Origin of the sequence: Streptomyces sp. CRCS-T-1 (assembly GCF_024442335.1) — a bacterium.
Lineage (GTDB): Bacteria > Actinomycetota > Actinomycetes > Streptomycetales > Streptomycetaceae > Streptomyces > Streptomyces koelreuteriae.
This window is the reverse complement of record NZ_CP101651.1, coordinates 5,012,707-5,034,318: the sequence shown is the minus strand read 5'-3', so window position 1 is coordinate 5,034,318 and position 21,612 is coordinate 5,012,707. Positions and strand designations below refer to the sequence as shown.

General features: G+C 72.2%; 16 protein-coding genes. 5 read left to right on the top strand and 11 right to left on the bottom strand.

Going from position 1 to position 21,612, the window contains the following annotated elements:
* Window positions 1–73 precede the first annotated feature (73 nt).
* Window positions 74–1,531, bottom strand: coding sequence for an adenosylhomocysteinase (gene ahcY, locus NNW99_RS22935; RefSeq protein WP_215121018.1), 1,458 nt, complete (start codon window positions 1,529–1,531; stop codon window positions 74–76).
* 474 nt (window positions 1,532–2,005) lie between these two features.
* Here ahcY and NNW99_RS22930 point away from each other — a divergent pair, with 474 nt between their 5' ends.
* Complete coding sequence (locus NNW99_RS22930; RefSeq protein ID WP_285439954.1) at window positions 2,006–4,096, top strand: fructose-specific PTS transporter subunit EIIC; 2,091 nt, start codon at window positions 2,006–2,008, stop codon at window positions 4,094–4,096.
* 74 nt (window positions 4,097–4,170) lie between these two features.
* On the opposite strand, the gene NNW99_RS22925 is transcribed toward NNW99_RS22930, so the two are convergent.
* From NNW99_RS22925 to NNW99_RS22895, 7 genes are all read right to left on the bottom strand, one after another.
* The gene (locus NNW99_RS22925; protein WP_215121017.1) at window positions 4,171–5,151 is read right to left on the bottom strand and encodes a cation diffusion facilitator family transporter; all 981 of its coding nucleotides are present in this window, start codon (window positions 5,149–5,151) and stop codon (window positions 4,171–4,173) included.
* A gap of 144 nt (window positions 5,152–5,295) precedes the next feature.
* Window positions 5,296–6,447, bottom strand: coding sequence for a mannose-6-phosphate isomerase, class I (manA, locus tag NNW99_RS22920; protein ID WP_215121016.1), 1,152 nt, complete (start codon window positions 6,445–6,447; stop codon window positions 5,296–5,298).
* An 87-nt stretch (window positions 6,448–6,534) separates the two neighbouring features.
* Window positions 6,535–7,662: an SIS domain-containing protein gene (locus NNW99_RS22915; RefSeq protein WP_215121015.1), complete on the bottom strand. Its 1,128-nt coding sequence runs from the start codon at window positions 7,660–7,662 to the stop codon at window positions 6,535–6,537.
* Between the two features lie 118 nt (window positions 7,663–7,780).
* Window positions 7,781–7,951, bottom strand: a complete 171-nt coding sequence (locus tag NNW99_RS22910; protein ID WP_184598287.1) for a Trm112 family protein — start codon at window positions 7,949–7,951, stop codon at window positions 7,781–7,783.
* A gap of 100 nt (window positions 7,952–8,051) precedes the next feature.
* Window positions 8,052–9,416 carry a phosphomannomutase/phosphoglucomutase gene (locus NNW99_RS22905; RefSeq protein ID WP_215121014.1) on the bottom strand — a complete coding sequence of 455 codons (1,365 nt, stop codon included), beginning with the start codon at window positions 9,414–9,416 and terminating at the stop codon, window positions 8,052–8,054.
* 105 nt (window positions 9,417–9,521) lie between these two features.
* On the bottom strand, window positions 9,522–11,138 hold the full coding sequence (locus tag NNW99_RS22900) for an L-lactate permease (RefSeq protein ID WP_215121013.1): 1,617 nt from the start codon (window positions 11,136–11,138) through the stop codon (window positions 9,522–9,524).
* 120 nt (window positions 11,139–11,258) lie between these two features.
* Window positions 11,259–11,681 carry a DUF3499 domain-containing protein gene (locus NNW99_RS22895; protein ID WP_215121012.1) on the bottom strand — a complete coding sequence of 141 codons (423 nt, stop codon included), beginning with the start codon at window positions 11,679–11,681 and terminating at the stop codon, window positions 11,259–11,261.
* A gap of 294 nt (window positions 11,682–11,975) precedes the next feature.
* Between NNW99_RS22895 and NNW99_RS22890 the strand changes: the two genes are divergently transcribed.
* On the top strand, window positions 11,976–12,431 hold the full coding sequence (locus tag NNW99_RS22890; RefSeq protein WP_215121011.1) for a metallopeptidase family protein: 456 nt from the start codon (window positions 11,976–11,978) through the stop codon (window positions 12,429–12,431).
* 40 nt (window positions 12,432–12,471) lie between these two features.
* Here the strand turns inward: NNW99_RS22890 and NNW99_RS22885 are convergent, their stop codons facing one another.
* From NNW99_RS22885 to NNW99_RS22875, 3 genes are all read right to left on the bottom strand, one after another.
* Window positions 12,472–13,935: a DUF5719 family protein gene (locus NNW99_RS22885; protein WP_215121010.1), complete on the bottom strand. Its 1,464-nt coding sequence runs from the start codon at window positions 13,933–13,935 to the stop codon at window positions 12,472–12,474.
* Window positions 13,932–17,657, bottom strand: coding sequence for a glycosyltransferase (locus NNW99_RS22880; RefSeq protein WP_215121009.1), 3,726 nt, complete (start codon window positions 17,655–17,657; stop codon window positions 13,932–13,934). The genes NNW99_RS22885 and NNW99_RS22880 overlap by 4 nt, the downstream gene beginning before the upstream one ends.
* 161 nt (window positions 17,658–17,818) lie before the next feature.
* Window positions 17,819–18,082, bottom strand: a complete 264-nt coding sequence (locus tag NNW99_RS22875; protein ID WP_003990679.1) for a WhiB family transcriptional regulator — start codon at window positions 18,080–18,082, stop codon at window positions 17,819–17,821.
* Between the two features lie 661 nt (window positions 18,083–18,743).
* Here NNW99_RS22875 and NNW99_RS22870 point away from each other — a divergent pair.
* The 3 genes from NNW99_RS22870 to NNW99_RS22860 are packed head-to-tail and all read left to right on the top strand — an operon-like array spanning window position 18,744 to window position 21,562.
* On the top strand, window positions 18,744–19,250 hold the full coding sequence (locus tag NNW99_RS22870) for a cysteine dioxygenase family protein (protein WP_215121008.1): 507 nt from the start codon (window positions 18,744–18,746) through the stop codon (window positions 19,248–19,250).
* 33 nt (window positions 19,251–19,283) lie between these two features.
* Window positions 19,284–20,243, top strand: coding sequence for a 2-phospho-L-lactate transferase (cofD, locus tag NNW99_RS22865; protein ID WP_215121007.1), 960 nt, complete (start codon window positions 19,284–19,286; stop codon window positions 20,241–20,243).
* Window positions 20,240–21,562, top strand: a complete 1,323-nt coding sequence (locus NNW99_RS22860) for a coenzyme F420-0:L-glutamate ligase (RefSeq protein ID WP_215121006.1) — start codon at window positions 20,240–20,242, stop codon at window positions 21,560–21,562. The genes cofD and NNW99_RS22860 overlap by 4 nt, the downstream gene beginning before the upstream one ends.
* Window positions 21,563–21,612 lie beyond the last annotated feature (50 nt).

The window sequence follows — 21,612 nt, the reverse complement described above, 5'->3', positions numbered from 1 at the left end:
CGGAAAAGGGGCAGGCCCCCGGCACGGGGGTGCGGGGGCCTGCCTCGAAGGACCTGCTGCCGGGCTGCGCGGCTCAGTAGCGGTAGTGGTCCGGCTTGAACGGGCCCTCGACCTGGACGCCGATGTACTCGGCCTGCTCGGGGCGGAGCGTGGTCAGCTTCACGCCGAGCGAGTCGAGGTGGAGGCGGGCGACCTTCTCGTCGAGGTGCTTGGGCAGCACGTAGACGCCGGTCGGGTACTCGTCGGGCTTGGTGAACAGCTCGATCTGGGCCAGGGTCTGGTCCGCGAAGGAGTTGGACATCACGAACGACGGGTGGCCGGTGGCGTTGCCCAGGTTCAGCAGGCGGCCCTCGGAGAGGACGATGAGCACCTTGCCGTCGGGGAACTGCCAGGTGTGGACCTGCGGCTTGACCTCGTCCTTGACGATGCCGGGGATCTTGGCGAGGCCGGCCATGTCGATCTCGTTGTCGAAGTGGCCGATGTTGCCGACGATCGCCTGGTGCTTCATCTTGGCCATGTCCGAGGCCATGATGATGTCCTTGTTGCCGGTCGTGGTGACGAAGATGTCGGCCTTGTCGACGACCTCGTCGAGGGTCGTGACCTGGTAGCCGTCCATCGCCGCCTGGAGCGCGCAGATCGGGTCGATCTCGGTGATGATCACGCGGGCGCCCTGGCCGCGCAGGGACTCCGCGCAGCCCTTGCCCACGTCGCCGTAGCCGAAGACGACCGCGGTCTTGCCGCCGATGAGGACGTCGGTGGCGCGGTTGATGCCGTCGACGAGCGAGTGGCGGCAGCCGTACTTGTTGTCGAACTTCGACTTGGTGACGGCGTCGTTGACGTTGATCGCCGGGAACAGGAGGTTGCCGTCGCGCTGCATCTCGTACAGGCGGTGGACGCCGGTCGTGGTCTCCTCGGTGACACCGCGGATCTCCGAGGCGAGCTGGGTCCACTTCTGGGAGCCGTCGGTGATGGTGCGGTTGAGGAGTTCGAGGATGACGCGGTGCTCGTCGTTCTCGGCGGTGTCGACGGCGGGGACCTTGCCGTCCTTCTCGTACTCGACGCCCTTGTGGACGAGGAGGGTGGCGTCACCGCCGTCGTCGAGGATCATGTTCGGGCCGCCGGTGGGGGTGTCCGGCCAGGTCAGCGCCTGCTCCGTGCACCACCAGTACTCCTCCAGGGTCTCGCCCTTCCAGGCGAAGACCGGGACGCCCTGCGGGTTGTCGGGCGTGCCGTTCGGGCCGACGGCGATGGCGGCCGCGGCGTGGTCCTGGGTGGAGAAGATGTTGCAGGAGGCCCAGCGGACCTGCGCGCCCAGGGCGACCAGGGTCTCGATGAGTACGGCGGTCTGCACGGTCATGTGCAGGGAGCCGGTGACGCGGGCGCCGGCGAGGGGCTGGGCCTCGGCGTATTCCTTTCGGATCGCCATCAGGCCCGGCATCTCGTGCTCGGCGAGGGTGATCTCCTTGCGGCCGAAGTCGGCCAGGGAGAGGTCGGCGACCTTGAAGTCCTGTCGGTTGTCGACAGTCGTCATTGCGAGCTGCTCCTCGGGGTTGGGTCGAGGTGTATACGGCTGGTCTGCGCGGCGGCGGACACAGGGGTGCCCGAGGAGGACACTGGCATGCCCGCGTACACGCAGCGCAGTCCGTCGGAGGCCCTCTCTCCCTCGGCCGGTCCGCGGTGGGACCGCCCGACCGCCATCAGCAGCGACGTCTGGCTCCGTCCCAAGCTACACCGCGAGGCCGGGCCGTCCCCAGTCCGCGTCCGAACAGATCGCGCCATCGAGAGGGTCGGGCCGGACGGTGGGTGCGCGGGCGAGGGGCGGGAGCGATAACAGGACACCAACGAAGGGTCGACAGGAGGCGACAAAGCGGAACTATCAGGGATCTTTTGGCCTTTGAGTCTGCGGCGGGGTGGTGCAGGATGCCCGGGAGATCTGAACAACTGATCGATCTTGCGGGGCGTCCGGGACGGCGATTCCGCATGACAAAGGCGTTAGGAGATCGATGTGACCAGTCCGGCCGGCCCTCCCCCCACGGGCGGCGGCGATGGTGAGCGGCAGCGGTTGAGGCTGCTCGCGGTGACCGCGTGCCCGACCGGCATCGCCCACACGTACATGGCGGCTGAGAAGCTCGCGCAGGCCGCCGAGAGTCGCGGCATCGAGATGAAGGTGGAGACGCAGGGATCCATCGGGGCTGAAAACGTCCTCGACGACAACGATGTCAAGCACGCCGACGGCATCATCGTCGCCGCGGACAAGGACGTGGACCTGAGCCGTTTCGCGGGGAAGCGGGTCCTGACTGTCGGGGTGGCGGAGGGCATTCGTCACCCGGAGCAGCTCATCGAGCGGGTGCTGTCGGCGCCCGTGCACGCGGAAGGGGGCTCCCCCACGGCTCCCGCGAGCGGTGGCGGCAAGGAGCGGAGCCTCGAGTACAAGGCGCTGATGAACGGGGTCAGTTACATGATCCCGTTCGTCGTGGTCGGCGGGCTGCTGATCGCGATCTCGCTGTCGCTCGGCGGGCACGCCGACCCGTCGGGCGGTCTGGTCATCCCGAAGGACTCCTTCTGGATGGACGTGAACAACATCGGTGTCATCGGCTTCACGCTGATGGTGCCGATCCTGTCCGGCTATATCGCGTATGCCATCGGGGACCGGCCCGCGCTGGTGCCCGGCATGATCGGCGGCTGGATAGCCAACACCGGTGAGCTGTACGACTCCAAGGCGGGCGCCGGGTTCATCGGGGCGATCGTGACCGGGTTCCTCGCCGGGTATCTGGTGGTGTGGATCAAGAAGGTCAAGGTCCCGAAGTTCGCCCAGCCGATCATGCCGATCATCGTGATCCCGATCGTGGCGACGACGGCTCTGGGGCTGTTCTTCATCTACGTCATCGGCAAGCCGATCTCCTGGGTGTTCGAGCACCTGACCGACTGGCTCGGCGGGATGACCGGGACCAGCGCGATCCTGCTCGGCGCGATTCTGGGGCTCATGATCGCGTTCGACATGGGCGGGCCGGTCAACAAGACGGCGTTCCTGTTCGGGGCCGGGCTCATCGCGACCGGCAACCAGACGGTCATGGGCATGTGCGCGGCCGCGATCCCGGTCATGCCGCTGGGGCAGGGTCTGGCCACGCTGATACGGAAGCGGCTGTACACCGAGCAGGAGCGGGAGACGGGGCTCGCCTCGCTGTTCATGGGCTGCTTCGGCATCTCGGAGGGCGCGATCCCGTTCGCGGCGGCGCGGCCCGCGCAGGTCATCCCCGCCAACATGCTGGGCGGCGCGGTCGCCGGTGCGATCGCCGGGGTCGCCGGGGTCGAGGACGCGGTGCCGCACGGTGGGCCGATCGTGGCCGTGCTGGGTGCGGTGAGCGGGGTGCCGATGTTCTTCGTGGCCGTGGTGATCGGCTCGGTCGTCACCGCGCTGACGACGGTGGTCCTCGTCGACCTGGGTGAGCGCAAGCGGCGCGGGGAGGCGGGCTTTGGTGCGGGGGCAACCGGGCTTGAGCCCGTGCCGGCCGGAGTGCCCGGTGGCAGTGGCGGTGCTGTCGTGGAGCAGGCGACCGTACGTGCGCCGGTGACGGCCGCCGTTGCCGTGGCGGATGGAGCGGCGGTGGCCGAGCCGTCCGGCGCGGGTGACACCTCCGTCGAGGTTCTCTCCGGTTACCTCACCGACCGGACCGTCAAGGTCAGCCTCGACGCCGGTGACAAGGAGGCCGCCGTCCGGGAGATGGCGGAGCTGCTGGCGCGTACCGGCAAGGTCGCGGACCTGGACGAGCTGGTGGCGTGTGCGCTGCGGCGGGAGGAGCAGGGCACGACCGGGCTCGGTGAGGAGATCGCGATTCCGCATGCCAAGACGGATGCGGTGACGGAGCCGGTCGTCGGTTTCGCGCGGTCCGCGCAGGGCGTCGAGTGGGGCTCGCTGGACGGTACGAAGGCGAGGCTGGTGTTCATGATCGCCGTACCGGAGGCGGCGGCGGGTGACGAGCATCTGCGGATTCTGGCGCTGCTGTCGCGGAAGTTGATGGACGCCGGGTTCCGGGAGCGGTTGCTGGCCGCGTCGGACGAAGCGGCTCTCCTCGGGGTGCTGAGCGAGGTCGGCTAGGAGGAAAGCGCGGAGGGCCCGCCGATCGGTTCGGCGGGCCCTCCGCGTATTTCGGGCGGTGCTACTGCGGGACGTCAGTGCCCGGCTTCGCTCGGCGTCGGTCCCCCGGGCGATGCCTCGGGGTCCGGGCCCTTGGCGGCTTCGGTCTCGCTGTAGATGTCCGGCTCGAGGTAGATCACGCGGGCGATCGGGACGGCCTCGCGGATGCGGGACTCGGCGGCGTTGATCGCGGCGGCGATCTCGGTGGCCGTGTCGTCGTGCTGGACGGTGATCTTGGCGGCGACGAGCAGCTCCTCGGGGCCGAGGTGGAGCGTGCGCATGTGGATGATGCCGGTGACGGTGTCGCCGTCGACGAGCGCCTTCTCGATCTTCTGCGTCTCCTCGGCGCCGGCGGCCTCGCCGAGCAGCAGGGACTTGGTCTCGGCGGCGAGGACCAGGGCGATCAGGATGAGCAGGATGCCGATGCAGAGGGTGCCGATGCCGTCCCAGACGCTCTCGCCGGTGAGCAGGGCGAGGCCGACGCCGCCGAGGGCGAGGATCAGGCCGACGAGGGCGCCGAGGTCCTCCAGGAGGACGACCGGGAGCTCGGGGGCCTTGGCGTGGCGGACGAACTCCTTCCAGGACTTGCGCCCGCGCAGGACGTTGGACTCCTTGATGGCGGTCCGGAAGGAGAAGGTCTCGGCGATGATTGCGAAGACCAGGACGCCGACCGGCCAGTACCAGTTCGTCAGCTCGTGCGGGTGCTTGATCTTCTCGTAGCCCTCGTAGAGGGCGAACATGCCGCCGACCGAGAAGAGGACGATCGAGACGAGGAAGGCGTAGATGTAGCGCTCGCGGCCGTAGCCGAAGGGGTGTTGCGGGGTGGCCTCGCGCTTCGCCTTCTTGCCGCCGAGGAGGAGGAGTGCCTGGTTGCCGGAGTCGGCGAGCGAGTGCACGGACTCGGCGAGCATCGAGGACGAGCCGCTGAAGAGGAACGCCACGAACTTCGCTACCGCGATCGCGAGGTTCGCGGCCAGTGCCGCCACGATCGCCTTGGTGCCGCCTGACGCGCTCATATGTTCGCGTTGTCCCTTCGTACGCCGTTCCAGGGCCCGGGCGCTCGCCTTGGTGCGTCGCCCTCGGCATTGCCCGTGCTTGACGGTGGGCCATTGTTGCAGCCCGCTCCGGCAGCGGTGCGCCAGGTCACCGTCGTAGGGAGATCAGGCGATGACCGTGGCCCGGAAGAATGTGCCGGTTCCGGACACTTCGGCCTTTTCGCCGGCGGCGACGAAGACGGACCGGCCCGGGGTGAGGTCGTGTTCGCCCGCCCGGAGGGAGCCGGCCGTGCAGAGCAGGATCTGCGGGGTCGGGCGGGTGAGGTCGTGGGTGGCACCGGCCTCGGGCAGGACGTAGCGGGAGAGGCGGAACTCGTCGATCGGGGTCTCGTAGACCTCCTCGCCGTCCGGGGAGGCCTCGGGGCGCAGGACGCCGGGGTCGCCGGCGCGGAAGTGGACGATGCGCAGCAGTTCGGGGACGTCGACGTGCTTGGGGGTGAGGCCGCAGCGCAGGACGTTGTCGGAGTTGGCCATGATCTCCACGCCGAGGCCCTGGAGGTAGGCGTGCGGGACGCCGGCGCCGAGGTAGAGGGCCTCGCCGGGCTGGAGCCGGACGTGGTTGAGCAGCATCGCGGCGATCACGCCGGGGTCGCCCGGGTAGTGGTGGGCGATGTCGGCGTAGGGGGCGTAGGCGCCGCCGAGGCGGTCGCAGGCGGCGGCCGCTTCCTCGACCGTGCGGGACATCTCGTCGGGGTCGGCGGTGAGGATCGCCGTGAGGACCTCGCGCAGGGCCGCGTCCTCGGGGTGGGCGTGCAGCAGGTCGACGTACGGCTTGAGGGAGTCGACGCCGAGGTCGTCGAGCAGGCCGGCGGCCTCGAGCGGGTCGCGGAAGCCACACAGGCCGTCGAACTCGGTGAGCGCGCAGATCAGTTCGGGCTTGTGGTTGGCGTCCTTGTAGTTGCGGTGCGGGGCGTCCACGGGGATGCCTCGGCGCTCCTCGTCCGCGTAGCCCTCCTTCGCCTGCGCCAGGTCGGGGTGGACCTGGAGGGAGAGCGGGGCTCCGGCGGCGAGGATCTTGAGGAGGAAGGGCAGACGGGGGCCGAACTTGGCGACGGCGTCCGGTCCCAGTTCCTTCTCGGGGGCGGCGTCGACGACCTCGACGAGTGTGCCCCGGCCGGTGCGGGAGGGGGCGCCCGGGTGGGCCCCCATCCACATCTCCGCCTGCGGCTCGCCGGTCGGTTCGACGCCGAGCAGATTCGGGATGGCGGTCGGGGAACCCCAGGCGTAGGGGCGGATGGTGTTGTCGAGGCGGTCCATGGGGATCTCTCTGGTCCTGTGAGTGCGTACGTACGCCTGCTGCTCCCGGGCTGCTGCCGCGTGGGCGTCAGGGTGTCCCGGGCATGATCAGGCCCTCGAAGCGAGCGCCAGGTAAACGGCGGCGAAATCCGTGATGGCGATCAGTTCGGCGAGGGTCTCCAGCTCGTCGCCCGCCTCCGGTTCCAGTTCGCTGATCGGGGTGTCGTGGCTGAGGGCCAGGTCGCGGGCGCCGGGGGCGGCGGTGAGGCCGCCGATGGGGCGGTCGCGGAGCAGCACCACGCGCGCGTGGAGGGCGGGGGCTTCCTCGACGCGGTCGCGGAAGAAGTCGTCGGGGTCGGCGCTGGCGGCCAGCGGGCCCGCGAGCAGGGCGCTGTGCGCGGCGAGGGCCTCGGGGAGTTCGGCGACGACCGCGGGGGTGCCGGACAGTTCGGCGAGGGCGGCGGCGAAACGGCGGCCCGCCGGTCCGGCGGAGACGCCCTCGGTCCAGACGATGGGGAGGGCGTCGGCGAGTTCGGCGGCCAGGGTCTTGGCGGCGTTGCTGTAGGTCGCGATGGCGGGGCCGCAGCGTTCGGCGATGCGGTCGAGGCGGTCGGCGACCTTGCCTAGGGCGTCCGGCGGGGCGGTGAGCACGCCCGCGCGGTCCAGGAGCGCGAGGAGCGGGGTGAGCAGGGCCCACAGGACGCCGGGGGCGGACGCGGCGAAGGGCTCGTCCTGGTCGTAGGGGGCGGTCGCCATGGGGACGAACAGGCCGTGCGAGCCGTTCACGGCGTCGGCGAGCGGGGACCTGCTGGGGGCTACGGCGACGACGGTGCAACCGCGGCGGTAGGCCTGCTCGGCGAGGAGGGACAGGCCCGGTTCGGTGCCGTCCGGGGTGGTGATCAGCAGGAGGTCCACGGAGCCGACCCAGCCGGGCAGTTCCCAGCGCAGGGCGCCCGCGGCGGGGGCGACGCCGGTGGGGGCGAGGCGGGTGACCGGGCTGCCGGCGCCGGCGAGTGTGCCGAGGAGGTCGGCCGCGTGGGTGGCGGCGGCGCCCGGGCCGGCGATGAGGACGCCGCGGGGGCGGCCGTCGGGCTTGAGGTCGTTGATGCCTGCCTCGGCGGCGTGGCGGGCGGCCGTGCGGACTCGGGCGCCGGCTTCCGCGGCGCCGCGGAGCAGGCCTCGGTGGTCGGCCTCCGCGAGGCCCTCTGGGGAGTCGAGCAGCGATTCGTCGAGCATGGGGCGGCAGCCTCCGATCGCCGGGGTCCGTTATTGGGGGTGTCGTCCTGCCTCGGTGCCCGTTGTGCCGTGGGTCATGCGCACCGGGGGCTCACATGGGCGTATGCGCCCAGGTGTCCTACGCGGGGCGGCGGGCCTCGTCGACCAGGAGGACGGGGATGCCGTCGCGGACGGGGTAGGCCAGGGCGCAGCTCTGGTCGGTGCAGATCAGTTCGGTGTCCTGCTCCTTGAGCGGGGCGTGGCAGGCCGGGCAGGCGAGGATGTCCAGGAGACCGGATTCGAGGGGCATATGGCTTCTCTTCCAGGGGTCGGGGCGGTGCGGATGTGCCTGGTCAGGGTACCGCCGGTGAGGGTGGGGCGGAGGGGATCGAGCCGGGCTCGCGGTCCGGTCAGCCTCTGATGATCGCCAGCGCCTCGTCCCGCACCCGGGCCATCGTCTCCGGGTCCCTCGCCTCCGCGTTCAGGCGCAGCAGCGGCTCCGTGTTGGAGGGGCGGACGTTGAACCACCAGTCGGCGGCGGAGACCGTGAGGCCGTCGAGTTCGTCCAGTTCGACGCCGTCGCGGTTCTCGTACGCGGAGCGGATCGCGGCGAGGCGGGCCGTCTGGTCGGTGACCGTGGAGTTGATCTCGCCGGAGCCCGCGTAGCGGTCGTACTGGGCGACGAGGGCGGAGAGGGGGCCTGCCTGGCCGCCGAGGGCCGCGAGGACGTGGAGGGCGGCCAGCATGCCCGTGTCGGCGTTCCAGAAGTCGCGGAAGTAGTAGTGCGCGGAGTGCTCGCCGCCGAAGATCGCGCCGGACCGGGCCATCTCCGCCTTGATGAAGGAGTGGCCGACGCGGGTGCGGACGGGGTCGCCGCCGTTCTCCTTGACGACCTCGGGGACGGACCAGGACGTGATCAGGTTGTGGATGATCACGCCCTTGCCGCCGTGCTTGGCGAGCTCGCGGGAGGCGACCAGCGCGGTGATCGCGGACGGGGAGACCGGCTCGCCGCGCTCGTCGATCACGAAGCAGCGGTCGGCGTCGCCGTCGAAGGCGAGGCCGAGGTCGGCGCCCTCCTCGCGGACGCGCTTGCGCAGATCGACGAGGTTGGCCGGGTCGAGGGGGTTGGCCTCGTGGTTGGGGAAGGTGCCGTCGAGCTCGAAGTACATCGGCACCAGGGTCACCGGCAGGCCGGCGAAGACCTCGGGGACCGTGTGGCCGCCCATGCCGTTGCCCGCGTCGACGACGGCCTTCAGGGGGCGGACGGAGGCCAGGTCGACCAGCGAGAGCAGGTGCGCCGCGTAGTCCGGCAACGTGTCGCGGCCGGTGATCGTGCCCGTCGTCGCGGCCGGCTCCGGGGCGCCCGACTCGCTCCAGCCCTCGACGAGTTCGCGGATCTCCGCGAGGCCGGTGTCCTGGCCGACCGGGGCGGCGCCCGCGCGGCACAGCTTGATGCCGTTGTACCGCGCCGGGTTGTGGGAGGCGGTGAACATGGCGCCGGGCAGGTTCAGCGCGCCCGAGGCGTAGTACAGCTGGTCCGTCGAGCAGAGGCCGATCTCCGTGACGTCGGCGCCCTGTGCGGCGGCCCCGCGCGCGAAGGCACGCGACAGGCCCGGCGAGGAGGGCCGCATGTCGTGCCCGGTCGCGATGGCGCTCGCACCGGTGACCCGGACGAAGGCCGCCCCGAAGAGCTCGGCCAGGGACTCGTCCCACTGGTCCGGGACGACCCCGCGTACGTCGTACGCCTTCACGACCTGCGACAGATCAGCAGCCACGGCCAACCTTCCCTGAAAAAGTACTGTCGGTCGGCCCAAACTACCCGGCCCCGCTGACAGCGCGCTGTGCGGCCGCCGTGCGGGGCCCGGACGTCGCCCCGGGCGTCAGGGCAGCATCCAGCCCAGGACCGGTGTGCTCTGGCCTACGACGATCAGGCACATGACCAGCAGCAGGCCCAGGCTCCAGGGCAGTACCTTGCGCAGCAGGTCGCCCTCCCGGCCCGCGAGGCCGACGGCCGCGCAGGCGATGGTGAGGTTCTGCGGGGAGATCATCTTGCCGAGGACGCCGCCGGAGCTGTTGGCGGCGGCCAGCAGGTCGGGGGAGAGTCCCGACTCGCGGGCGGCGGTCACCTGGAGGGCGCCGAAGAGGGCGTTGGCGGAGGTGTCGGAGCCGGTGACGGCGACGCCGAACCAGCCGAGGACGGGTGAGAGGAACGCCAGTCCGGCTCCGGCCGCCGCGACGAAGTGGCCGATGGTCGCCGCCTGGCCGGAGAGGTTCATGACGTAGGCGAGCGCCAGTACGGAGGTCACGGTCAGGATCGCGAAGCGCAGTTCGTGGACCGTCGCGAGCCACTCCCTGACCGCCACGCGCGCGTGGACGCCGATGACGGCGGCGGTGCAGATGCCGGCGAGGAGCACCAGCGTGCCGCCGGTCGACACGATCGGCCAGGTGAAGACGTTGCCGCTGACCGGGTCGCCGTCCGGCCCGGCCACGTTCAGGAAGGGCCAGTCGTAGGTCTGGGTGGTCTTGGCCAGCCAGTCCTTGACGGCCGGTATCTGCGCGACGGAGAAGATCACGACGATCAGCGCGTAGGGGGCGTAGGCGCGCAGGATCTCGCGGGGCGGGTCCTCCTCGTCGAGTTCCTCGCTGCGGGCGCCGGTCAGCACGGAGGCGCGTACGGACTCGGCGGCGGGCACGCGCGCGTGCGGTACGGCGGCCAGGGCGCCCGCGCCGGCCAGGGCGGCGCCGATGTCGGCGAGTTGGGCGGAGACGTAGTTGGAGGCGGCGAACTGGGCGACGGCGAAGGCGACTCCGCACGCCAGGGCGGGCACCCAGGTCTCGCGCAGCCCGCGGCGGCCGTCCACGAGCCAGACCAGGACCAGCGGCACCACGAGGGCCAGCAGCGGCGTCTGACGGCCCACCACGGACGCCACGGAGTCCAGGGGCAGTCCGGTGACCTGGGCGAGGGTGACGACCGGGGTGCCCATAGCGCCGAAGGCCACGGGCGCGGTGTTGGCGACCAGGGCGACGACGGCGGCGCGCACCGGGTCGAAGCCGAGGGCGACCAGCATGACCGCGCTGATCGCTACGGGCGCCCCGAAACCGGCGAGTGCCTCCAGCAACGCCCCGAAGCAGAAGGCGATGACGAGTGCCTGGATGCGCGGGTCGTCGGAGAGCCGCCCGAAGGACCGGCGCAGGATGTCGAAGTGCCGGGTGCGGACGGTCATCCGGTACACCCACAGGGCGTTGACGACGATCCACAGGATGGGGAAGAGGCCGAAGACGGCGCCCTGGGCGGCGCTGGAGAGGGTCTGGCCGAGGGGCATGCCGTACGCGAGCCAGGCGACGAGCACGGCGGCGAGGAGGCCGATCAGGCCTGCCAGATGTGCCTTGAGGCGGACGCCGCCGAGCAGGACCAGGACGATCACGAGGGGCAGGGCGGCCACGAGGGCGGACACGCCCAGCGAGCCGGCGACGGGTTCCAGTTCCTGGACGTACAACGGGCGCCTCCCCGGTTTCCGTCATGCGAAAGCGATTTCTCGAACCTTCAAACGGAATGGTCATGTCCGCGCCAAGCTCGCGTCAATGGGTGCGCGCGAGACGGCAGCCGAACGGAGGGCTCAGTTGTCGGGGGACCGCAGAACCCGCAGATGACCCCGCCGCGCGACCTCCATCGGGTCGGCCGCACGCCCCGCGCCACCGGCCCCGGCCGCCCGCTCCTGGGGGCGGGCCGCCTCCCGCACGGCGTTCGCAAGGGCTTCCAGGTCGTCCCCGCTGGGGCGGGCCGGGGCCGAGCCGTCGAGGAGCCGGACGACCTCCCAGCCGCGCGGGGCGGTGAGGCGCTCGGAGTGCTCGGCGCACAGGTCGTAACAGTGGGGTTCGGCGTAGGTGGCGAGCGGGCCGAGGACCGCGGTCGAGTCGGCGTAGACGTACGTCAGCGTCGCGACGGCGGGACGGCCGCAGGCGGTGCGCGAACAGCGACGTACAGGGCTCACGATGTTGGACGGTACCGCACTCTTGAGCGGGCCGCGACGACTCTCCACCAGGTCACTCCACCGTGTCGCGTTGTGAAACGCCCCACAGGCCCCTGTCGGCACACCCGGCTGACCTGCCAGGACGCGGTCGCCCGGAGGGTCGGACACGCCTGTGAGCGGTCAAGAGTCGTCACAAAATCCTCAATTGCCGTGACCTCGCCGGTCTCGTAGGGATACGGAATCAAGCCCAACCTTGGCCAGAATGGTCATGTAACGACATGCCGTGCGGGTCGGCCGGAAGCCGTCCGTACGGCCGCGCGGTGCCGGGCACACGCGCGTGGCGGGGACTACCCTTCAGCAGTGATGGAGAAGCCCGTAACGCCCCGTGCCGCCGCCCCCGGGCCCCGACGTCGTGATCGCCACGGCCGGGGCATGCGCGGCCCGATCGCACCGCCGCAGGTGCCGCTCGCCGCGAGCCGCGCGGAGGCGTTCGCCGATCTGGTGCAGGACTCCGTGGAGCGCCTGGAGCGGCGCTGGCCGCAGCTCGCCGACATCGACTTCCTGGTGCTGGAGGTGCCGCGGCTCGACGGGCCCGGCGAGGCGTGGAACGAGGAGGCGGTTCCGCTCGGCGGCACGATCAGCGCGCGCGAGGGGCACCCCGCGCGCGTGGTGGTCTACCGGCGGCCGGTGGAGATCCGCACCAAGGGGCGCGACGAGCGGGCGGCGCTGGTGCACGAGGTCGTCGTCGAGCAGGTCGCCGAGCTGCTGGGGCTGACGCCGGAGACGGTGGATCCGCGGTACGGCGAGGAGCAGGGCTGAGTCCTGTGAGGCCGGCCCCGCGTCCCCTCCCCCGCGCTTGCTACTTCTGCAGCACCGACAGGTCCTCGTCCGCCTCCGGTACCGCCACCGTGCCCCGGTCGTCGGGGAGGGTCTGGACCGTGAAGGCGGGGACGCCGCTCTCGTTCGCCGTCAGGGTGCGGGCGCCGTAGACCGGGCCGCCGGAGACCGGCTCGACCGTGAGGGCGTAGGTGCCCTTGAGGCCGCCGGGGGCCGGGGGCTCGATGTCCTGGGTGGTGCCGGCCTTGATCGTGTACGTCTTCGATGCCGGGGTGCCGCCCTCGCTGCCCGCCGAGGCGGTGACCTTGACCGTGGCGGAGCGGCCGGGTGCGGTCAGGGACAGGGTGCTGCCCTTGGCGTTGTTGTCCGCGGACGTCGCGCGCGTGCCGACCGGGCGGGCGGCCGGGATGAACGCCGTCTCCTGCTTGTCGCCCTTGCCCCGTACGACCCGCAGGGCCGCCACGACCGGTACGGACCGGTCCGTCGGCGTCAGCACCAGGGAGCCCGCCTCGCCGCGTGTGACGTCGCCCAGGTCGACGGCGGTCGTCATGCCGCCCTTGACGTGCACCGTCTCGTGCCCGGCCGGGGTGATCAGCCCGGAGGGGGAGGCGAGGCGCACCTTCAGGTCCGCGTCCTCGTCGCCGGGGGTGAAGGCGACCAGGCGCACGGAGGTGGCGTCCTTGGGGATGCCGGGCAGCACCAGGCTGCCCGACGGGTCCGTGGACGCGGCCAGCCAGTCGCCGCCGAGCTTGTCGTCCAGGGCCTGCACGGAGGCGCCGACGCGTCCGCTGCGGACGTTGACGTGCACGGTGAGGTTGGTCTGCTCCTCCTCCGTGAGCGTGGAGAGCAGGACCGGCTCGCTGGAGTGCGGCTGGACGGTGATGCCCTCCCCCACCGGGGACTGCAGGGTGCCGTCCTTGCCGTAGAGCTCGAGGTCGACCACGGCGGCCGAGTCGTCGGGGTTCGTCAGGTGGACGTAGTCGGTGCGGTCGGCCGCCGTGCTGGCTCCGGGGAACCAGAAACTCGTGTCCGGTGCCGTGCAGTTGACGCCCTGGAGGCCGCGTCCGGTCCCGGCGGCGACCTCGGTGGTCTGCTGGACGGTCCAGCCGGGCGCGAACCTGCCGTCGGCGGTCCCGACGAGCGCGGGGGCCTCGGCACCCGAGCTGTCCCCGGTGACCGGCTTGCCGGGCTCCTTGGGGGTGAGCACGGGCTTCCCGGACTTGCCCTCGGCCGCCGCCCGGAGTTCGGCCTTGCCGCCGCTCTCCGTGCCCTTCGTGACGGGCGTGAAGGACGTGTACGACGTCTCGGCGAGGTCGGACGTACTGGGCGCCGGGCACAGCAGGCTCGTGCGCTCCACGGGCAGTTGGGCGGCCGCCTTGGCGGTGGCGTCCGCGCCCGGGGTGTCCGGGGCGGACAGCGCGGCGAAGCCGGTGACGGCGGCGAGCGCGGTCACACCGGCGATGAGGGACAGGGTGGTGCGGTTCACTGCTGGCTCCCGTCGGGACGCTCACTGCCCGTGCCGTGGGGGTGGTGCTGCTCCTGCGCCGGGTCGTACGGCGTGCCGTAGCCCTGGTGGTAGGCCTGGTCGTAGCCCGCCTGGTCGTACTGCGGAGCCTGGGGCGAGCCGCCGTACGCGTACGGGTCGTACTGGCCGCCCTGGTACGGATCCGCCTGGTACGGCCCGCCGTACGCGTCCGCCGGGTACGCGGCACCCTGGTACTGGTCGCCGTACCCCGCGTATTCGCCGCCGCCGGGGTGGCCGGCCCCGTCCCACTGGCCGTAATTGTGCTGCTGCGGCACCGCGGCGGGCGGCTGCTCGGGCTGCGGGGGCGGGAACTCCCCGGGGCCGGGGGTCCCTTCGGCCGGGGGCTCGGTCTCGGCCTCGGCCTGGGCGCGCAGGCGGCGGGCGCGGCGGCCCTCGCCGGCGACGGCCTGGGCCGGGACGACCGGCTCCTCGGGCATGTCGTCGTCGACGTCGCGGCGCCGGCCGGGCAGGGCGAGCACCACGAGGACGACGGCGAGCAGGCCCTGCGTCCACAGCCACGCCGTGTGGCCGATCGGGTCGTCGTAGGTGACGTCCAGCGTGCCGCCGGTGGCGGGGAGTTCGAAGCCCTGAGCCCAGCCGTCGACCGTGGTGCGGGTCAGCGGCTTGCCGTCCAGCGTGGCGGTCCAGCCGTCGGCGGCGGTGTCGGCGAGGCGCAGTACGCGCCCCTCGGCGCCGGTCGGGATCCTGGTGTGGATGTCGACGGGCCCGGCGGCGACGGGCTGCGGGGTGCCGGATCCGGAGGCGGGGACGATGGCGGCGCGCGCCACCTCGCGGTCGATGCGCCACAGCGCGCCGTCGCTCTGCTGGCTGAGCCGGGTCAGGCCGGGCGTGGCGTCCAGGACACGGGTGACCTCGCGGGGCGCGCCCTGGTGGACGAGGACGTAGCGCACGGCGAAGCCGCCGAGCTGGTCGGCCTGGTCGGCGCCGGAGCCTGCGACGAGGTTGGCGACGACCTTGTCGAGCCTGCCGTTCTCGCCGTCGGCCGCGGCGACCTCGCCGTCGCCGAGGCGGGCGCCGGAGCCGCGCACGAGCATGTAGCCGACGTGGGCGCCGGAGTCGCTGTCGAGGACGAGGGTGCGGGCCTGGTCGCGGCTGCCGCTCTCCTCGGCGACGAACGCGGGGACCTGGGTCGGGTCGCGCCGCTCCAGGGGACCGTCGGCGCCGCGGATCATCCAGCCGGCGGCGACGAGCAGCGGGCCCGCGGCCGAGGCGAAGGCGATCAGCACGGCGACCGGCTGGCGCCAGCCGAAGCTCTGCTCGGCCACGCGCGCGCGTGCCCCGTCGGCTCCGAGCGCGGCTGCCGCCAGGAGGGCGATGCCGTAGACGAGGGTCGCGGGGCCGGCCCAGGTGGAGCCGTTGGACAGGGCCGCGAAGACGAAGCCCACCAGGGCGACCGCCCAGGCCGTGCGGATGCCCGACTGGCGTTCCGAGCGCAGCAGGGCGGCGAGCGCGGCCAGCACGATGCCGATGAGCATCAGGCCGCTGACGGTGCCGGGGCCGCCGGGGCTCGCGCCGAGCAGGTCGAGGGCGGAGGCGGAACCCGCTCCGTACTCCAGGCCGGCCTGCTGGAAGAAGCCGAACGGCAGCAGCGACAGCGACCAGGGCGCGAGGACCAGCAGGGGGGTGCCGAGCTGGGCGAGGAACCGCGGCCCGTACGCCGTGATCTCCGTCCGGCGGACGGCCAGCAGCCCCACTCCGAGGATCAGCGCGACGGGCCACACGATCGGGGTGAACGCGGTGGTGATGGTCAGCAGCAGGGCGTACGCCCAGGTGGCACGCCAACTGCCCCGCGCGCCGCTCGGGTTCGACAGGCCACTGGCCGCGATGCCCGCGCGCGCGATGAGCGGCAGCAGCACGGCCAGGACGGCGGTGCCGAGGCGGCCGCCGGCGAGGGCGCCGGTGGCGGCGGGCAGGAAGGCGTAGACGACGGCCGCCCACGCGCGCAGCAGCCGGGACTCGACCAGCGGGCGGGAGGCGAAGTAGGCGGCGACACCGGCCAGCGGCACCGAGCAGACGAGCAGCACGGTGACGGCGAGGCCGGTCGAGCCGAACAGCAGGGACGCCAGCATCGCCACGAGCGCGACGTACGGCGGCGCGGAGGAGGTGCCGCCGGCACCGACCGGGTGCCAGGCGTCCAGGTAGCGCGCCCACAGCGCCGAGGAGTCGGCCGGGGCGGGCAGCAGGGAGCCGCCCGCGAGCGCGCCACCGCCGAGGAGTTCACGGCAGGCGAGCAGGGAGACGAGCAGCAGGACGAGGAAGAGCACCGGGCCGGGCTTGCGCGCGATGCGCTTGAGCCGGGCGAACTGCTCGACCTGCAGGAAGTCCGCGTCGTCGCCGCCGGGGCCCGACTCGACGGCACCGCCGTGCCGTCCGGCACCGGCGACGGCCTCGGGGTCGGAGCTGCCGACGAGATTGCCCGCGACCTGCTCGACGGTCATCCGGACGGTCGCGCCGGGCGGCGGGAACAGCGGCCGCAGCTCGCCCTTGTCGACCTGGGGGGTGCCTCTGCGGCGCCGCCCGGCGAGGATCCGCTCGGGGCGCAGCAGGGTGCTCATGAGGCCGCGGATCTCGTCGACGGCCTGTCCGGGGACCTTGCCGACGAGGTAGGCGACGGTGCGCAGCAGGGTGCCGAGCACGACGCGCAGCAGCACCCAGGGGAGCACGGCCGTACGCGTGTTGACGAGCAGGCTGTAGACGGCGCCGGCCTTGTCGACCTTGTGCGGGGAGGCGGAGGTGCGGCCCACGCAGTCGACGGCGCGGCGCTCCCGGGAGGCCGCCTCGGCGTGCCGGACGACGGCTTCCGGGGCGATCAGCACGCGGTGGCCAGCGGCGTGCGCGCGCCAGCACAGGTCGAGGTCGTCGCGCATGAGGGGCAGGTGCCGGTCGAAGCCGCCGAGCTGTTCGAAGACGTCGCGGCGGACGAGCATGCCGGCGGTGGACACCGACAGCACGGTCCGGACGTGGTCGTGCTGGCCCTGGTCCTGCTCCCGGCGGTCCAGGCCGGTCCAGCGGCGGCCGGAGTTGGCGATGGAGACGCCGACCTCCAGGAGCTGGCGCCGGTCGTACCAGCCGCGGAGCTTGGGGCCCACGACGGCCACGTCCTCGCGGCCCAGCTCGTACTCGTTGTCCACGACGCGCAGCAGCTGGGCCAGGGCGTCGGGCTCCGGGGCGCAGTCGTCGTGCAGCAGCCACAGCCACTGCACCGGCTCGCCGTGCGGGAGCTCGGGCATGTCGTAGGCGTCGTCGCGCCAGGAGCGCGTGACCGGGTCCCAGCCGCTGGGGCGCTTGAGGTACGGCAGCTGCTCCGGGGTGAGGACCGGGGCGCTGCGGTCGCACTCCTCGACGGCCTGGCCGAAGCCGGTACGGCGGGCGAGGTGCAGCACCCGGTCGGCGCCGAGCGCGTCGGTGACCAGCTGGGCGGAGGCGTCCGCGCTGCCGGTGTCGGCGCCCATCGCGTACTGGACGGGGCGCTCCTGGCCGAGCAGCCCGGCGAGCGCGTCGGGCAGCCAGCGGGCACCGTCGTGGGAGACGAGGACCGCGGTCACCACATGACGCGGGAACTCGGGCGGGTGGGCCGGGTCGAACGCAGACGGGTGGGCCGGGTCAAACACGGCTGTGGCAGCGGGGTCGTGATGAGCTGCCGGGTGGCTGTGCACGGACATCGAGGTACGGGCCCCGGTTCGGTGGACTGCGGTGGACGCCTGCGACCGGCGGGGGCCGCGGGGCGTCTCGGACGAGCGCCCACACTATCGGCTGGCAGCAAGACGGCCCGCCGCCTGTGGATAACCCACTGGCGACGGGCCGTTCACGAACCAGGATCCGGTCAGACCGCGGCCTTCTTCAGCCGGCGGCGCTCCCGCTCGGACAGGCCGCCCCAGATGCCGAAGCGCTCGTCGTTGGCGAGGGCGTACTCGAGGCACTCGGAGCGGACCTCGCAGGAGAGACAGACCTTCTTGGCCTCCCGGGTCGAGCCGCCCTTCTCGGGGAAGAAGGACTCGGGGTCGGTCTGGGCGCACAGCGCGCGCTCCTGCCAGCCGAGTTCCTCGTCCGCGTCGTCGACCAGCAGTTGCTGCACCAGCTCGGTCATGTGCGCCCCTCGTCTGTTCTTATCCGCGTCCCCGTGATGTAGCCGTTACCGATTGCGGCTGAACGACACGAGTGAAATTACAAGTGTGCTGCTCCGGGCGAGTCAAGCCGAGATCTGCTATTGAGCCCCTTATTCACTCTGCGGAACCAAGGCCGTGCGGAAAGTGTTCAAATCGGCATAAACCTTGACACGCAGACGGAGCCCGCGAGAGGCCCCGCTGCCACCGGACCCCGTACGGACCTCTACAGGGGAGGACGCCCAGGAGTTCGATCTCGTTCCGGCACGCACGTCAAAGCGAATCTGATCACAGTCTGATCACGAGTACGCAACGAGGTTTGTGCGCCCGGATGGACGCCATGTGTCCCTGCCAGGCCATGAACAAACCTTTCATCTGAGTGAACGACCGGATGAGGTGAACCTCGTCCCACATACCGGGTGCCGAGTTGACACCGGAGGTGTGACCCGGTGTCCTAGTGGGCATGCTCGCGAACTCGGCACTCACCTCGACCCGCACCGCCGGGTCCCTCGGTGCTGCCCGCGCTCGCTGTAGCTGTCGCTGTTCCAGCTGTTGAGCCACACCCGCTCCAGCTGAAGGCCGGGCCACCAGTCCCCCGGCTTCCGTTCCCTCTGACCCACTTTCACTGAGGAACCACCCCACCCCATGAACAGCGACAGCGACCTCCAGATCGCCGGCGACATCCTCGAAGTCCCGCACCTGCTCCAGCGGGAGCGCGAGCACCCGGCCACCGTCGCCGAGTTCGTCGGCCTCGCCCGCTCCATCGCCGCCGACCGCTCCCAGTGGGAGCACCTCGTCCGCTACGACGCGACCAGCCGCTGGTACCACCGGCTGCGCACCGGGCCGGGCTACGAGGTGTGGCTGCTGTCCTGGGTGCCCGGGCAGGGCAGCGGCCTGCACGACCACGGCCGTTCCTCCGGGGTGCTGACCGTGCTGGACGGCACGCTGACGGAGCGCACGGAGCGGGGCACACGCGCGTTGCGGGCGGGCGCGCAGCGCGTGTTCGCGCCGGGGTATGTACACGAGGTCGTGAATGACGCACTCGAGTCGGCGGTGAGTCTGCACGTCTACTACCCGGGGCTGACGGCGATGCCGATGCACACGGCTCAGCACTGCGAGGCCCGGAGCGTGCCGGAAGCCCTGACTGTCTGACCCACTGTCGTAGGGGCCTGCAAGACTGCTCCCATGCGCATTGTGGTTCTGGCAGGCGGCATCGGTGGTGCCCGGTTCCTGCGTGGTCTGAAGCGGGCCGTGCCGGACGCGGACATCACGGTCATCGGCAACACCGGAGACGACATCCACCTCTTCGGTCTGAAGGTCTGCCCGGACCTCGACACGGTGATGTACACGCTCGGCGGCGGCATCAACGAGGAGCAGGGCTGGGGTCGCAGCGACGAGACCTTCCATCTCAAGGAGGAGCTCGCGGCGTACGGCGTCGGGCCCGAGTGGTTCGGTCTGGGCGACCGGGACTTCGCCACGCACATCGTGCGGACGCAGATGCTCGGCGCCGGATATCCGCTGAGCGCGGTGACGGAGGCGCTGTGCGAGCGCTGGAAGCCGGGCGTGCGGCTGATCCCGATGTCCGACGACCGCGTCGAGACCCATGTCGCCGTCGAGGTCGACGGGGAGCGCAAGGCGGTCCACTTCCAGGAGTACTGGGTGCGGCTGCGCGCCTCGGTGCCCGCCGAGGCGATCGTGCCGGTGGGCGCCGACCAGGCGAAGCCCGCTCCGGGTGTCCTGGAGGCCATCGCCGAGGCGGACGTGATCCTCTTCCCGCCGTCCAACCCGGTCGTGTCGATCGGCACGATCCTCGCCGTGCCCGGCGTCCGGGAGGCGATCGCCGACGCCGGGGTGCCGGTGATCGGCCTGTCCCCCATCGTCGGCGACGCGCCCGTGCGGGGCATGGCCGACAAGGTGCTGGCCGCCGTGGGCGTCGAGTCGACCGCGGCGGCGGTCGCCGAGCACTACGGCTCGGGCCTGCTGGACGGCTGGCTCGTGGACACGGTGGACGCGGGCGTGGTGGAGCAGGTCGAGGCGGCCGGGGTGCGCTGCCGGGCCGTGCCGCTGATGATGACCGACACCGACGCGACCGCGCGGATGGCCCAGGAGGCGCTGGCGCTCGCGGAGGAGGTGCGGGGCGCATGAGCGGCGAGGGTGCCGAGGGGTACCGGGTCTGGGCCGTGGCCGGGCTGCCCGAGGTCGCGGCCGGGGACGATCTGGCCAAGCTGATCGCGGCCGCCGAGCCCGGACTGGCCGACGGGGACGTGCTGCTCGTCACCTCGAAGATCGTGTCCAAGGCGGAGGGCCGCGTCGTCCGGGCCGCCGACCGGGAGGCGGCCATCGACGCGGAGACGGTACGGGTGGTGGCCCGGCGCGGCGCCCTCCGGATCGTCGAGAACCGGCAGGGCCTGATCATGGCCGCGGCCGGGGTCGACGCGTCCAACACCCCTTCCGGGACCGTGCTGTTGCTGCCCGAGGACCCGGACGCGTCCGCCCGCGTGATCCGTGACGGACTGCGGGACATCCTCGGTGTCGAGGTCGGTGTCGTCGTCACCGACACGTTCGGGCGGCCCTGGCGCGCGGGGCTCACGGATGTCGCGATCGGCGCGGCCGGAGTGCGCGTACTCGACGATCTGCGCGGGGGCACGGACGCGTACGGCAATCCGCTCAGCGCCACCGTCGTCGCCACCGCCGACGAACTCGCCTCCGCGGGCGACCTGGTCAAGGGCAAGGCAGCGGGTCTGCCGGTGGCCGTCGTCCGGGGGCTCCCGGATCTGGTCGCGGGGGACGGTGACGAAGAAGACGAACAAGGGGCGCGGGCCATGGTGCGCGGCGCCCGTGACGACATGTTCCGGCTCGGTACGTCGGAGGCGGTGCGGCTGGCGGTGACCCAGCGGCGTACGGTCCGGGCCTTCACGGACGAGCCCGTCGACCCCGGTGCCGTACGGCGGGCGGTCGCCGCCGCCGTGACGGCGCCCGCGCCGCACCACACCACGCCGTGGCGGTTCGTGCTGCTGGAGTCGGAGGAGTCGCGGACGCGGCTGCTCGACGCCATGCGCGACGCCTGGATCGCCGATCTGCGGCGGGACGGCAAGACGGAGGAGTCCGTCGCCAAGCGGGTACGGCGCGGGGACGTTCTGCGGAACGCGCCGTATCTGGTCGTGCCCTGTCTGGTCATGGACGGCTCGCACACGTACGGCGATGCGCGGCGCGACGGGGCCGAGCGGGAGATGTTCGTAGTCGCCGCCGGTGCCGGTGTGCAGAACCTCCTGGTCGCGCTGGCCGGGGAGCGGCTGGGGTCGGCGTGGGTGTCGTCGACGATGTTCTGCCGGGACGTGGTGCGCGAGGTGCTGGGGCTGCCGGCGGACTGGGATCCCATGGGCGCGGTGGCGGTCGGGCATCCGGCGGAGGAGCCGCGGCCCCGGCCGGAGCGGGACGCGGGGGCGTTCATCGAGGTGCGGTGAGCGGGGCGGGGTGGCGTCTACGCTCGTAGGGCTGCTCCTTTCGTCATCCC

Bases quoted from the DNA above. Each gene is read 5' to 3' on its own strand.
- manA (WP_215121016.1), bottom strand. From the start codon at position 6,447: ATGGACCGCCTCGACAACACCATCCGCCCCTACGCCTGGGGTTCCCCG.
- NNW99_RS22910 (WP_184598287.1), bottom strand. From the start codon at position 7,951: ATGCCCCTCGAATCCGGTCTCCTGGACATCCTCGCCTGCCCGGCCTGC.
- NNW99_RS22860 (WP_215121006.1), top strand. From the start codon at position 20,240: ATGAGCGGCGAGGGTGCCGAGGGGTACCGGGTCTGGGCCGTGGCCGGG.
- NNW99_RS22880 (WP_215121009.1), bottom strand. From the start codon at position 17,657: ATGTCCGTGCACAGCCACCCGGCAGCTCATCACGACCCCGCTGCCACA.
- cofD (WP_215121007.1), top strand. From the start codon at position 19,284: ATGCGCATTGTGGTTCTGGCAGGCGGCATCGGTGGTGCCCGGTTCCTG.
- NNW99_RS22890 (WP_215121011.1), top strand. From the start codon at position 11,976: ATGGAGAAGCCCGTAACGCCCCGTGCCGCCGCCCCCGGGCCCCGACGT.
- NNW99_RS22875 (WP_003990679.1), bottom strand. From the start codon at position 18,082: ATGACCGAGCTGGTGCAGCAACTGCTGGTCGACGACGCGGACGAGGAA.
- NNW99_RS22870 (WP_215121008.1), top strand. From the start codon at position 18,744: ATGAACAGCGACAGCGACCTCCAGATCGCCGGCGACATCCTCGAAGTC.
- NNW99_RS22925 (WP_215121017.1), bottom strand. From the start codon at position 5,151: ATGAGCGCGTCAGGCGGCACCAAGGCGATCGTGGCGGCACTGGCCGCG.
- ahcY (WP_215121018.1), bottom strand. From the start codon at position 1,531: ATGACGACTGTCGACAACCGACAGGACTTCAAGGTCGCCGACCTCTCC.
- NNW99_RS22915 (WP_215121015.1), bottom strand. From the start codon at position 7,662: ATGCTCGACGAATCGCTGCTCGACTCCCCAGAGGGCCTCGCGGAGGCC.